Annotated in this window: 12 protein-coding genes; 2 read left to right on the plus strand and 10 right to left on the minus strand. The window is 65.6% G+C overall.

Going from position 1 to position 12,740, the window contains the following annotated elements:
* Positions 1 to 14: 14 nt before the first annotated feature.
* From QX124_RS25705 to QX124_RS25745, 9 genes are all read right to left on the minus strand, one after another.
* The gene (locus QX124_RS25705; RefSeq protein WP_409997751.1) at positions 15 to 476 is read right to left on the minus strand and encodes a hypothetical protein; all 462 of its coding nucleotides are present in this window, start codon (positions 474 to 476) and stop codon (positions 15 to 17) included.
* A gap of 145 nt (positions 477 to 621) precedes the next feature.
* Positions 622 to 3,303 (minus strand): PAS domain-containing protein, encoded by a 2,682-nt coding sequence (locus tag QX124_RS25710; RefSeq protein WP_315754293.1) that lies wholly within the window; start codon positions 3,301 to 3,303, stop codon positions 622 to 624.
* Between the two features lie 114 nt (positions 3,304 to 3,417).
* A complete protein-coding gene (locus tag QX124_RS25715) occupies positions 3,418 to 4,221 on the minus strand; it encodes an NUDIX hydrolase (RefSeq protein ID WP_315798640.1) in 804 nt (267 codons plus the stop codon).
* A gap of 2 nt (positions 4,222 to 4,223) precedes the next feature.
* Complete coding sequence (locus QX124_RS25720; protein WP_315798641.1) at positions 4,224 to 5,177, minus strand: dihydrodipicolinate synthase family protein; 954 nt, start codon at positions 5,175 to 5,177, stop codon at positions 4,224 to 4,226.
* Between the two features lie 75 nt (positions 5,178 to 5,252).
* The gene (locus QX124_RS25725; RefSeq protein ID WP_315798642.1) at positions 5,253 to 6,131 is read right to left on the minus strand and encodes an SDR family oxidoreductase; all 879 of its coding nucleotides are present in this window, start codon (positions 6,129 to 6,131) and stop codon (positions 5,253 to 5,255) included.
* A gap of 140 nt (positions 6,132 to 6,271) precedes the next feature.
* A complete protein-coding gene (locus QX124_RS25730; RefSeq protein ID WP_315798643.1) occupies positions 6,272 to 7,132 on the minus strand; it encodes a MaoC family dehydratase in 861 nt (286 codons plus the stop codon).
* Positions 7,133 to 7,463: 331 nt separating this feature from the next.
* Entirely contained in the window at positions 7,464 to 7,853 is a 390-nt protein-coding gene (locus tag QX124_RS25735; protein WP_315780868.1) for a Zn-ribbon domain-containing OB-fold protein, read from the minus strand.
* The gene (locus QX124_RS25740; protein ID WP_315798644.1) at positions 7,853 to 9,001 is read right to left on the minus strand and encodes a thiolase domain-containing protein; all 1,149 of its coding nucleotides are present in this window, start codon (positions 8,999 to 9,001) and stop codon (positions 7,853 to 7,855) included. Before QX124_RS25740 ends, QX124_RS25735 begins: the two co-directional genes overlap by 1 nt.
* Before the next feature lie 587 nt (positions 9,002 to 9,588).
* Entirely contained in the window at positions 9,589 to 9,780 is a 192-nt protein-coding gene (locus tag QX124_RS25745) for a hypothetical protein (protein WP_315798645.1), read from the minus strand.
* Between the two features lie 208 nt (positions 9,781 to 9,988).
* Between QX124_RS25745 and QX124_RS25750 the strand changes: the two genes are divergently transcribed.
* Both QX124_RS25750 and QX124_RS25755 read left to right on the plus strand, forming a co-directional pair.
* Entirely contained in the window at positions 9,989 to 11,041 is a 1,053-nt protein-coding gene (locus QX124_RS25750) for an alpha/beta hydrolase (protein ID WP_315798646.1), read from the plus strand.
* Between the two features lie 102 nt (positions 11,042 to 11,143).
* Entirely contained in the window at positions 11,144 to 12,121 is a 978-nt protein-coding gene (locus QX124_RS25755) for a sensor histidine kinase (RefSeq protein ID WP_315798647.1), read from the plus strand.
* A gap of 77 nt (positions 12,122 to 12,198) precedes the next feature.
* On the opposite strand, the gene QX124_RS25760 is transcribed toward QX124_RS25755, so the two are convergent.
* Positions 12,199 to 12,708, minus strand: a complete 510-nt coding sequence (locus tag QX124_RS25760) for a DUF4262 domain-containing protein (protein ID WP_315798648.1) — start codon at positions 12,706 to 12,708, stop codon at positions 12,199 to 12,201.
* Positions 12,709 to 12,740: the final 32 nt, after the last annotated feature.

A 12,740-nucleotide genomic window follows, 5' to 3' on the forward strand; every position in this document is an offset into this window, starting at 1 on the left:
GCCGCCCCGCTCGGCTACGTCATGCTGCCCGGCATGAAGCAGCGGATCGAGAGGCCCTGATAGCCGCGCATCGGCCACACCATGGTGCGCCCGACGCGGTTGGGCTCGGTGATGACCGCCTCGTCGGGAACGTCGAGCCATTCCCCCTCGATGCGGACGCGGTAGTGACCGCCCCTGCTCTCCCAGTCGACATCGCTGACGGCGCTGCCGTCGGCATCCGAGCAGCACGGGCCCTTGCCGCTGCGCAGGCCGTCGAACCATGCCTTGATCTCCGGCGACGAGTTCGCATACTGGCCGCGATCGCGCGCCAGTGACGGTGGCGCGCAGAGTGCGATCAGCAGCGCCGCACCGCCGACCTGGATGGGCGGCTTCCATGGAGCGACCGCCGGTCGCCTCGAACCCGTGTTGCTGATGTCGGCACGATCAGCTCGATGCGGCTCATGGCCGCGGGACACGATCCATTTGCTCATTTCCATCTGGTCCATCTGGCTCCTGCACCACCCCAGGGTGCACGGATAATGATGCATCAACTGGGCCAGATTTCGATTCGATCTCGGCTTCGTGAGAGTCAATCCGGAGTTTCACGCAGCGGCGCGGCATCCCCGCGCATTGCGGATCTCCCTACTCGGCCGCCTGCTCGAGAGGCGCGACCCGCGGCAGAATGATCTGGACGCGCGTGCCGGCGCCCGGCTCGGAGTCGAGATCAAGCCGGCCGCCGAGCCGGTTGGTCACGATGCTGTAGACGATGTGCAGGCCGAGGCCAGTGCCGCCCTGGTCGCGGCGCGTTGTGAAAAAAGGATCGAAGGCGCGGCGGCGAACGTCGAGCGACATGCCGCAGCCATTGTCGGAAAAGATGATCTCGACATTGTCGCGCCCGGATTCCCGCGCCCTGATTTCGATCACACCGCTCCTGCCGTCCGGAAACGCGTGCGCGACCGCATTGAGGAAGAGATTGGTCAGAACCTGCCCATAAGGCCCGGGGTAGCTGTTCATCACCAGATCGGGCTGGCAATCCACATTCACCGTCAGGTTCTGTCTGCGCACGCCCGGGCGCAGACTCATCACCACCTGCTCGGTGAGATCGGCGAGATCGAAGGTGCGCTTGTCGGAGTAGTTGCGGTCCGCTGCGACCTGCTTGAACGACTGGATCAGCTCGGCCGCGCGATTGAGATTTGCGACGAGCTGCCCAGCCGCACTGCGGCTCATCTCGATGAACTCGTTGAGGCTCGACCGCCGCAGTTCGCCCCGCGTGACCGCCTCGCTGAAGCGCTCGGTCTTGCGCTCGAGCGCGGAGGCGACCGTGAGGCTGATGCCGACGGGGTTGTTGACCTCATGGGCAACGCCGGCGACCATGCGCCCGAGCGCCGCGAGCTTCTCAGCTTCGATCAGCGAGGCCTGGGTCTCGCGCAGGTTCCGGAGCGCCGTCTCGGCGGCCTCCTTGGCCTTGCGCATCTCCAATTCGCTCTTCTTGCGCTCTCCAATGTCGAGCGCCACGGTGACGATCTTGTCGACCTCGCCGTCGGCGTCGAGAAGCGGCAGCTTGTTGACCAGCCATTGCCGCATGACGTTGCAAGAATCGAGGTATTCCTCCTCGTAGAACCCGAGGCCGGCCTTCGTCGCCAGCACGCGCTTGTCGTTCGAGTCCGTCTTGTTCGCACCGTAGCGCGACATCAGCTCGCCGGTGGTGCGGCCGAGCGCATCCTCGGGCTCGACGTTGAAGATGCCGGCCATGTAGCGGTTCATCAGGACATAGCGTAGCTCGCTATCCTTGACGTTGATCACCGCCGGCACGGTGTCGATGACCTGCTGCAGCAATCGCCGGCCTTCCGCGATCGCGTCCTCGGCACGCTTCTGATCCGTGATATCGCGAACCACGCCTTCGTAGCGAATTACCTCGCCGTTCTCATCCCGCACCACCGTGGCGCTGTCCGAAAGCCAGCGGATCTCACCGGTGCGCCGGCGCACCTGGTATTCGAACTCGCGCACCATGCCGTCGCGCCGCATCAGCCGCTGGTAGCGTTCGCGCGCCAGGGGATGGACATAGATCGTATCCGCGATGTCGTTGACGCTCTGGATCAGCTCGCTCGCGGATTCGTAGCCCATGATGCGCGCGAGCGCCGGATTGGCATTGAGCACGAGACCACTCGGTGTGGTCACATAGATGCCGTCGATCGAAGCTTCGAACAGCTTGCGATAGCTCTCCTCGGCCAGCCGCTGCTCGGCCAGCGCGCGGACGGCCGCCTCGCGCGCCGCGTCGGCATCCTGCAAAGTCTGCCGAAAGACTTCTGCCGCCCGCGCGATGTCGCCGATCTCGTTCTGAACGTCGGTCTGCGGGATCGACGCAGCTTTTTCGCCCGCCGCCAGCGCCCGAATCGAGCGTGCGATCGAGGCCAGCGGCTTCACCGTGCGGCGCACCACGAACGAGGCAGCAAAGATGCCGATCAGAACGCCCGCCGTGCCGAAGATGATGCTCTGCCATTTCGTCTCCGCCAGCGTGCGGGCGAAGTCGCGCGACAGCACCTTGCCCTGGCTGGCACTCAAGGCGCGCAGCAGCTCCGTGACCCGGCCGATCAGCCGCCCCTCGATGCCCAGCACCTCCTTGTCGAGGCGTGCGATCTCGTCCTCGGTGCCGGCAATGGCGATGATCGCCTCGGCGTAGCGGTCCGCTGCCGCGCGCAGGGCGCTGTCCTCGATCGGCATTGCGCGCATGCTGCGGGCGGCCTGCTCGGCGCCAGCCGGGTCGCGCGCCAGCAACGCCGCGCCGACCTGGTTCTGCACTTGGAACAAGGCCCGCGCCGTGGCGCGATCAGTCAGGCCGGCGATGGCGTCCTCGAAGCTCTCGCGCGCCGCCGGCAAACCCGACAGCAGCTCGGCACGCCGGGCGATCAGCGCACTGATCCGGTCGATGCCCTCGCGGTAATTGGCGAGCCGCTGGGACACACCATCGATGGTCGCCTGCTGCTCCGGTGCCAGCTGCAGGCGCGTCTTCTTCAGGAGCGCGCTGAGCTCGGTCGCCGCCTCCATGGCACGGTCGGAGCGCGAGCCGGGATCGGTGACGAAATCGCGCGCCGCGAGCCGCAGCTCGTTCATGCGCTGGTCGATCTCCTCGGCGAGATCGCCGACGCCCTGCAGCCGCTGCAACTCGGCAAAGGTCGAATCGATGTGGCGAATGGCGATCACGCTCGCCATGCTGGTCGCGGTGATCACGGCAAGCAGCAGCAGAAAGCTGCCAAAGATCATCCGCCCGATCGTCATCGATCGGAGGCTGCTGCAGGCCGTGTCGAGGTCCGGTAATCTACTCATGGGATCCGATGGTCGGAACCGCACTATATACGAGCCGCCGGGCGGCCAAATGAACATATAGAGAACAATTCTCGTCCGCGTATCATCCGCCGGACGAAAAAATAGCCCGTGCGGTTAACCGGCCGCACCGAACTCGAACACCTCGCCATCATAGCCCGCCTCGCGCGGAATGCGCAGCTGGCGACCGCCCTCGGCGGTCTTGGTCATGACCGGCATCACGGTGACGATGTCCATGTCCCGCGCCGCCGCCAGGGCGCCGGCCACCGCGGGCTGCTTGCCGAGCCGGATCAGGTTGCGCGTGGTCGGGAACGGCAGCTTGAAGCGGCCGTCCTCGCCGCCCGCCAGCGCCTCGCGTGGCGAGACCCAGACGGAGTCGGTCGATTCCCGGCCGTCATGGGCGCCGAGCTGGTCCGGCGGCGCCGCCGCCAGAAAGAACCAGGTGTCGAAGCGCTTGGGCATGCCTTCGGGCGTAATCCAATGGGCGTAGGGAACGAGCGCATCGAGCGCGAGCACGAGGCCGTGAGCTTCGAGGACCTGGAAAAAGCTGATCTTGCCCTCGCACAGCGCCAGACGATGCGCAGCCTCGATCTCGCGGGCGGCAGCAGCATCGATCAGCGCGTCCGATCGGCCCGGCCGCGCCAGCAGGATGCCGCTCTCCTCGAAAGTCTCGCGCACCCCGGCGATGCGGAAGCCGAGCGCCTCGGCCTCCAGGCCCTCATCGCCGGCATAGAGCTCCGGCCTGCCGGCGATCTCCTGATCGCCTCTGTCGACGCTGCCGCCAGGAAACACCAGGGCGCCCGAGTTGAACTCGATCTGATGGTGACGCACCATCATGAACACCTCGATCTCGCGTGCGGCTGCGCTGTCGCGCAGCAGCAGCACGGTCGAGGCGGGACGGACGGCGGCGGCGTCAGCCATAGTCACTCCGCGGCGGTGGCACGAGGTTGCAGGTTGGCGCGGGCATCATAGCGCGCCACGCGCGACAAGAGATAGTCGACCTCGGCCTTGGCCGCGGCGCTGATGCCGGACGCCGGCTTGCGCTGGGCGCTGGAGGCAATGGCGCCGCGCTTCTGCAGCACGTATTTGCGCACGGCAAGCCCCGCCCCCGGCTGCTGCTCGTAGCGCACGAGCGGCAGATGCGCGTCGAACAGGTCGTGCGCGGCGTCGCGTTTTCCGGCCTGCGACAGCTTGACGACATCGACCAGCATTTCCGGGAAGGCATAGCCGGTCATGGCGCCGTCGGCGCCGCGCTCCATCTCGAAGTCCAGGAACAGACCGCCATTGCCGCACAGGATCGACAGCGGCCGCAGCGAGCCGTCCTTCTGGAACGCGCGCAGCGTCGAGATCTTCTCCAGGCCCGGCCAGTCCTCATGCTTGAGCATCACGCAGGAGGGGCTTTCCATGACGATCTTGCGGATCACAGCCGGCGTGAACTGGACGCTCAGCGTCAGCGGGTAATCCTGCAGCACCCACGGGATGTCGTCGCCGATCGCCTCCTGGGCCTGCTTGAAATACCCGGTGATCTGATCATCGGTGCGCAGGCTGGGCGGCGGCGCGATCATCACGCCGGCGGCGCCCGCATCCATCGACTTCAGCGCCAGCGCGCGCATGGTGGCAAAACCCGGCGCGGAGACACCGACGATGATCTGCAGGTTCTTGGCTCGCTTGGCAAAGCGCACTGCAACCTGCTCGGATTCAGCGGCGTCCAGCTTCGGCGCCTCGCCCATGATGCCCAGCACGGTGATGCCGTCGCAGCCGGCCTCGGCATAGAAATCGACCAGACGGTCGATCGAGGCCTCGTCGATGCGACCGTCATCATGGAACGGCGTCGGCGCGATCGCGAAGGTGCCTTTGGCGGCGGCGGTGAGCTTCATCTCGTCTGGTCTCCAATCTCTCTGGCGTCATTCCGGACGCGCCAGGCGCAGGCCCGAAATGACGTCCTGAATACATCAAAACCGCCGTGCGGACTTGGCTATATCGGCCTCCGAAAAGAATATCTCCTCTGCGTGCGCGGCGATGTCCTGGGCGTTCCAAGCCGAGGACGGTGGCTTCCAGCCCTCCATCTCCATCATCCGCATCTCACGGACGCCGCGCGCGGCGGACACGCCGAGCACCTTGCCGGTCTGATCCCCCGAGAGTCTGCTGACCATGTAGAGCACGGCTGGCGCGATGCCCTCAGGTGTCAACGCCGCGTCCGGGTTCTCCTTGTAGCGCGGCAGGTCCGCGGTCATGCGGGTCAGCGCGCCCGGCGCGAGCGTCCACACCCGGATGTTGTACTTGCGGCCCTCGATCGCCAGCACGTTGGACAGGCCCCAGATACCGCCCTTGGCGGCGCCGTAGTTGGACTGGCCGAAATTGCCGATCAGGCCCGAGGTCGAGGAGGTGTTGACGATGACGCCGCCGCCATTGTCGCGCATCCAGCGGAACACCGGCAAGGTGCAGCAGAAGGTGCCCTTGAGGTGCACCTGGATCACCTTGTCCCAGTCGGCCTCGCTCGACTTGGCGAAGGTCTGGTCGCGCAGGATGCCGGCATTGTTGATGAGGATGTCGGCGCGGCCGAAATGGCGGATGGCGTCGTCGAACACCGACTGCCCACCGGCCATGGTCGAGATGTCGGCGCCGTTGGCGACCGCGCGCCCGCCCTCAGCCTCGATCGCCGCGACCACCTGCTCGGCCATCGACAGGTCGGAGCCGGAGCCGTCACGCGGGCCGCCGCGATCGTTCACGACGACCGCCGCGCCCTCGCGCGCGAACAGTCTTGCGTAGGCCTCGCCGAGACCGCCACCTGCGCCGGTGATCAGCGCCACCTTGCCGTCGAGCAGTCCCATATGTGGCTCCTCCGCTGTCTTCTTTGCTTTCGTTCGTCATGGCCGGGCTTGACCCAGCCATCCATCTTCGGAAGCGGATGGATGCCCGGGTCAAGCCCGGGCATGACGACAACGAACTGGTGTGCCTCACATGGCAAGTATCAACCCAGCACCGTCTTGCCGTTCTTGATCACGGTGACGTTGCGCGCCTTGACCCGCGCCTCGAACGAGATCACGTCGCCGTCCTTCCAGAGATCGACCGTCACGGTCTCGCCGGGAAACACCGGCGAGGAGAACCGCGCGGCGTGCTGGCGGAACGCTGACGCATCGTAGTCGGCATAGGTCTGCAGCACGGCGCGGCAGGTGAGACCGTAGGTGCACATGCCGTGCAGGATCGGCCGCGGGAAGCCGGCGCGGCGTGCGAACTCGGGGTCGGAGTGCAGCGGATTGCGGTCGCCGCACAGGCGGTAGATCAGCGCCTGGTCCGGCCGCGTGGAAATGTCGACGCTGCGATCGGGCGCGCGCGACGGCACCGGATGCGGCTCGGGGATGCCGCCGGACGGACCGCCGAAGCCACCGTCGCCGCGGGCGAAACGCGACGCCACCAGCGTCGCCAGCGGCGCGCCGCCCTCGTCGCGCAAAATCGTCTGATGGCGAATGACGGCGCCCTTGTCCTTGCCCTTGTCGGACACCGCGAGCACGGAGGAGTCGGCGGTAATCTTCGCCGCTGTCGCCAGCGGCTTGTGGAAGGTGATGTCGCGCTCGCCGTCGACCACCAGCACGCGGTTGAGCTTCATGTCGCCAGGGCCCGAACCCCACGCGGCGACGGAGGCAAAGGTCGGCACCACCTTCAACGGCCGCGGCTCGGCGGTGGCCTCGTTGACGAAGGCGAGCTCCCTCTCGTCCATCGGATCGGCGCCCATGCCGATGCCATAGGCGTACAGCATCACCTCGCGATCGCTATAGGCATATGGCTGCCCGATCGCCTTCATCGCCATCAGCTCATCGTAGTTGATCGGCATGTTGTTGGTGTCCTCCCCGAAACGCGTTCCTTGTAGGGTGGGCAAAGCGAAGCGTGCCCACCGCCTTTTCGTCTGGCAACGGTGGGCACGGCGCTCCGCGCCTTTGCCCACCCTACGCGCTTGTCGTTGCGCGGTGCCCATTGCTGCGCCCTCTCCCCCAAGCGAAGCGGAGCTTCGCAAGGGCGGGAGAGGGCTCCACCGACGTCAGCCTCACACTCACTCGGTCGTCATTGCGAGGAGCGCAGCGACGAAGCAATCCAGAGTCTTGGAAATAGCCCTGGATTGCTTCGCTTCGCTTGCAATGACGTCCACCGGCATTGTTGCTCCTCAACTACACCGGCGTGAAGAACGGCAATGGCGCGCCGTCGGTGGGCTTGAACACCACCTTCACCTTCTGACCAATCTTCAACGCGTCGAAATCGCAGTCGACGAAATTGGTCTGCAGCGATGGGCCTTCCTTCAACGTGACGTAGCCGATCGCGTAAGGGCCGGTCGGCGACTTGCGCATGATCGAGAACGTGTAGATCTCGCCTTCGCCTGCGCTCTGCTCCCACACCGTCTGGTCCGAGAAGCAGAACGGGCAGATCGAGCGCGGAAAATAATGCGCCTCGCCGCAGGCGGTGCAGCGCTTGATCATGAACTTGCCCTCGGCGGCGGCATCCCAGAACGCCTTGGTCTCGGGATTGGTAACGGGGGCCGGCAGCTTCTTCTGATCAGACATCACACGCGCTCCAGAATGCAGGTCGAGGCGGCGTGGCGCACGCCGAGCAGGCCGCCGGTGCCATGGGCGATGGCGAGATCGCAGTTTGGCACCTGCACCTTGGGATGGGCTTCGCCGCGCAGCTGGCGCACGGCCTCGATCACCTTGGTCATGCCACCGCGGTTGACCGGATGGTTGCTGCAGAGGCCGCCGCCATCGGTGTTGAACGGCAGCTTGCCGACGCCGGAGATGAGGTTGCCGTCGGCGACGAACTTGCCGCCCTCGCCCTTCCTGCAGAAGCCGAGATCCTCGAGCTGCATCAGCACGGTGATAGTGAAGCTGTCATAGATCGAGGCGTATTTGATGTCCTTGGGCGTGATCCCTGCTTCCTCGAAGGCACGCGGGCCAGACCACACGCCGGCGGAATAAGTGAGGTCGAGATCCTTGCCGCCGCGCGGCCCCTTCATCGCCTCGCCATGGCCGATCAGGCGCACCAGCGGCTTCTTCAGGCTCTTGGCGATCTCGGGCGTGGTGACGATCAGCGCGCCGCCGCCGTCGGTGACGACGCAGCAGTCCATGCGATGCAAGGGATCGGAGATCATCGGCGAGTTGATGACGTCCTCGACCGTCACGACCTCCTTCAGCATCGCGTGCGGATTATACTGCGCGTGATGCGAGGCCGCGACCTTGATCCAGGCGAGCTGCTCCGACGTGGTGCCGTAGTCGTGCATGTGGCGCATCGCGCACATGCCATAGGCGTTGTGCGTGGTGGCGCCATAGGCCATCTCGAAATCGGCCTCGGCGCCGGCGGCGCGCGGCGGCATCGGCCCGGTGCGCGGCTTGCCGGCGAGCGTGATCAGCGCGATCGAGCATTTGCCGGCGGCGATCGCCTCGGCGGCGTGGCCGACATGAATGAGGTAGGAGCAGCCGCCGGTCTCGGTGGAATCGATGTGCCGGACCTTCAGTCCGAGATAGTCGACCATCGGCCAGGCGCCGCCGGGCGCATCGCCGGCGCAGAAATAGCCGTCAACATCCCGCACGCTGAGCCCGGCATCCTCGAGCGCGCCCTTGGCGACCTCGGCATGCAGCTGCGCCGTGGACTTGTCGGGTGCATGCCGGGTCGGATGCTCATAGATCCCGGCAATGTAGGCCTTGCCCTTGATGGTCAATTCCGTCTCCGCTTCCTGTCGTTTCGTCCCGAATGGTTGGAGATTTTTTGGACCGTTGGGTGAGGCTTGGCAAGCGTGGAAAATATTCCGCGAGGTGGAGATGAGCCGTGGTCTTGCCCTTCACTCCGCTGTCGTCCCGGGCTTGACCCGGGACCCATACCCACCGGCCAATGTTGTTAAGCGCGATGGTCGACCAGCGTGCGCGACAACTTCTCCCTGTGGATATGGGTCCCGGGTCAAGCCCGGGACGACAGCGGTGATGACGCGCGATCGTGCCCATATCGAACTACGCACGACATCGCATTCCCGCGGCAGACACTGCCCGGGTGATGCTGGTCTCGCTCACCCTCATCAAGTCGGAGGGCGCAGGGAAGGCCAGGCGTCGGCTGACGCCTGCGGCCCGCCTGCGAAAAAAATGCAGGCGGCAGGTACCACAGGTGCAGCCGGAAAACGCCCGGCCTTCCCTGCGCGATGGTCTTCACGCTTATACGCAGTCTGCTTGGTGCACCGGGCTTGTTGGCCACCATGCGCACAATGCTTGCGCATTGCGCGGGACACCAGCATCGGGGTGTCAGCACGCTGCGACTTCACGTCCGCGCCATGCCGTTCGTCCGCGCATCCGTGAGGACACGCTGCGGCACGTCGCGGCCACCGCTCCCCGCCTCGCGTGTCGTGACGATCGCGCGCAACGCCCCTCCGAAGTGAGGCGGGATGCGCTCATCAAAGCACAATTTCTGAATTTCGTAAAGAAGATTCTGCCCGACGGGCAGTTTGCGCAAGGCACATCTGTGGCGACTCCTGCCTCGAGCCAGCAGGACCGATTGCTCCGTTCGAGATCGGGCCGGACCGCTCGGAGGTCGACCTACACCCGATCATGGCTGCCAGGACCGTGTAACGGAACGAACCGCGTGACCGGCCGTTGCCCCTGCGCTGCATCATTTCTCGGATCCTCCGGTTGTCGTGCACGCCTTTCCATGAGGGCAGATGATGACCGCAGCCCGGACCACAGCGCGCAAGCTCGCAGCCCCAACGCCCAGCCTCCTGACCAACCCGACACCGTCCCTCGAGCCCCTGACGCGTCGCGGCCGGTCGCTGGCGAAGACTCATCCATTTCTTCTGGCGGCAGCGGCGGCCACGGCCGTCCTGGCCGTCACAGCGCTGATCAATCGCCGCCTCGCCAAGTCGGCCGAACGGGCCAATCCCCCCGCCGGCCAGTTCATGGACGTCGACGGCGTCCGGCTGCACTATGTCGAGCGCGGCACCGGCGTGCCGCTGGTGCTGCTGCACGGCAACGGCAGCATGATCCAGGACTTCGCCTCCAGCGGCCTGATCGATCTGGCGGCGCAGAACTACCGTGTCATTGCGTTCGACCGGCCTGGCTTCGGCCATAGCGACCGGCCGCGCAACGTCGTCTGGACACCGACGGCGCAGGCCCGGCTGATCAAGAGCGCGCTCGACCGCCTGGGCGTATCGGAGGCCTTCGTGCTGGGTCACTCCTGGGGCGCATCCGTGGCGGTGGCGCTCGCCCTCGAACATCCGGCCATGGTCAAGGGCATGGTGCTCGCCTCCGGCTATTACTATCCGACCTTCCGGTCCGACGTGGTGGCCGGATCGGCTCCGGCCATTCCGTTGCTGGGCGATATTCTGCGCTACACGATCTCCCCTCTGATCAGCCGGATGATGTGGCCGCTGCTGATGGCCAAGCTGTTCGGCCCGCGGTCGGTTCCGGCGAAGTTTGCCGGCTTCCCCAAGGAAATGGCGGTTCGCCCGTCGCAGATCCGCGCCTCCGCCGCGGAGGCCGCGCTGATGATTCCCGATGCTTTCCGCTTCAGGAGGGCGTACGGTGAGCTGAAGATGCCGGTCGTGATCGTCGCCGGCGATCAGGATCGCCTGATCGACATCGACGCGCAGTCCAGACGGCTTCATCACGACGTCAGCCAGAGCACCTTTCGCCGCGTGCGCGGCGCCGGCCACATGGTGCATCAGACGGCCACCGAGGCCGTCATGTCCTCGATCGACGAAGTCGCAGCGGCGGCGTAGTCGGAGGGCGAATATGGCTGCGGCTGCCGGATTGCGGGATCCGTAGCTTGCGGAGCAGCGACGAAAGGGGGAATCGAACTCATGCCGGCCGAGGACGCGTGCATGCCGATCTGGCACGAAAAGCATCTGCGGGCCGCTACCAAAGCTGCCGGCGTGGCCTTGTGGTCGTGGAACGTCGACACCGATGCGATCACGATGGACGAGCGCGCCTATGAGCTGTGGGAGGTGCCCAAGAGCAAGAGCAGGATCACGTTCGAGGTGCTCTCCCAGAACATTCACCCCGCCGATCTCGAACGGGTGAGATCGGCGTTTTCAGCGACGCGGGCGATCGTCGGCGCTTATGAGATCGATTTTCGCATTCTCGCGGATGGCGAAATCCGCTGGATTTCCGCCCGCGGCCAAGGTGACGATGCCGACATCGCCGAGCGGCTGATGTTCGGCATCTTCCTCGACGTGACCCAGCGCAAGCAGGCCGAAGAAGCCAACGAGCTGCTGGCGGGCGAGATGAGCCATCGGGTCAAGAACCTGCTGACGATCGCCACCGCGCTGACGCAGATGACGTCGCGCACGGCGGCGACAAAGGAGGACATGGCCCACGAGCTCGCCAGCCGGCTGATCGCGCTGGGCCGTGCCCAGGATCTGATACGTCCGCGGCCGGGCGGGACGAACCAAGCAGCCCTGCTCGGCGATCTCGTCTCGGTGCTGCTTGCCCCCTATGACGAGAAAGGCGCCAGCGTCCGCATCCGTGTGTCGGTGCCCAAGATGAATGTCGGAGAACGCTCGAGCACGACATTGGCGCTGGTGATCCACGAGCTCGCGACCAACTCGGCGAAATACGGCTCGCTGTCGGTTTCGAGCGGCACGCTGGACGTGTCATGCAGCGCGCATGACGACGAGGTCGCGATCACGTGGACCGAGCGCGGCGGGCCGCCGAAGTCGGCCGACACCAGCGAAGGCTTCGGCAGCAAGCTGATCCATCGCAGCGTGAACGCCCAGCTCGGCGGCACCATCGCCTTCGACTGGTCCGACGAAGGCCTGGTCGTGACGCTGCGCATGAGCCGCGAGCGGATGGCGAATTGACACGGCGGAGGCGGAAGCTGGCACCGATCGCATGACGGTGGGCACGGCGCTTGCGTGCCTTTGCGATGGCCGCCGGACTAGCGTGCGCAGAGGCCGGACCAATTGCCTTCCGTGAGATCGGGCTGGGCTGCCCGGATGTCGACCGGCGCGTCCGACGACCATGGAAAGTGTCCGTCGCGATCGGGATATACCAATTGCAGACATTCGAAACCGTTACCGCCGTAGAACCAGCGGCTCCAGCCGAGATGATCGGCGTAGTGCCGCTGCGAGACCGGGAGCAGCATGGCCGGAGCGTTGGTGAATATATCGGATGAGAGAACGCCGACAGGAATACGTCGTCCGACTTCAAGCTCGCGGTCCAAATGCCAGAAGGTGTCGAGGGCAATCTGAAGTGGCAGCGAGAACACGATCAGCTCAGGGTGACCGAATTTCAGACAGAAGCCGGTCGTGTACGTAAAGCCCGGCCGTCCCTCATCTGCGCCGACATGAATCGCGAACCAGCCATGCTCACGGATTTCCGCGACGAACTTGCGCTCTTTTCCATCGAGCATATCCGGATCAGCGTCTAGCGCCGTGCGCATCTGCATGTATCTCCCCTAGGCAACAGACCGCGACAGAT

The organism is Bradyrhizobium sp. SZCCHNRI3043, from assembly GCF_032377735.1.
Lineage (GTDB): Bacteria > Pseudomonadota > Alphaproteobacteria > Rhizobiales > Xanthobacteraceae > Bradyrhizobium.

Excerpts from the sequence above, each read along its gene's own strand:
- QX124_RS25705 (WP_409997751.1), bottom strand. The coding sequence starts at position 476 with ATGGAAATGAGCAAATGGATCGTGTCCCGCGGCCATGAGCCGCATCGA.
- QX124_RS25710 (WP_315754293.1), bottom strand. The coding sequence starts at position 3,303 with ATGAGTAGATTACCGGACCTCGACACGGCCTGCAGCAGCCTCCGATCG.
- QX124_RS25715 (WP_315798640.1), bottom strand. The coding sequence starts at position 4,221 with ATGGCTGACGCCGCCGCCGTCCGTCCCGCCTCGACCGTGCTGCTGCTG.
- QX124_RS25720 (WP_315798641.1), bottom strand. The coding sequence starts at position 5,177 with ATGAAGCTCACCGCCGCCGCCAAAGGCACCTTCGCGATCGCGCCGACG.
- QX124_RS25725 (WP_315798642.1), bottom strand. The coding sequence starts at position 6,131 with ATGGGACTGCTCGACGGCAAGGTGGCGCTGATCACCGGCGCAGGTGGC.
- QX124_RS25730 (WP_315798643.1), bottom strand. The coding sequence starts at position 7,132 with ATGCCGATCAACTACGATGAGCTGATGGCGATGAAGGCGATCGGGCAG.
- QX124_RS25735 (WP_315780868.1), bottom strand. The coding sequence starts at position 7,853 with ATGTCTGATCAGAAGAAGCTGCCGGCCCCCGTTACCAATCCCGAGACC.
- QX124_RS25750 (WP_315798646.1), top strand. The coding sequence starts at position 9,989 with ATGACCGCAGCCCGGACCACAGCGCGCAAGCTCGCAGCCCCAACGCCC.
- QX124_RS25755 (WP_315798647.1), top strand. The coding sequence starts at position 11,144 with ATGCCGATCTGGCACGAAAAGCATCTGCGGGCCGCTACCAAAGCTGCC.
- QX124_RS25760 (WP_315798648.1), bottom strand. The coding sequence starts at position 12,708 with ATGCAGATGCGCACGGCGCTAGACGCTGATCCGGATATGCTCGATGGA.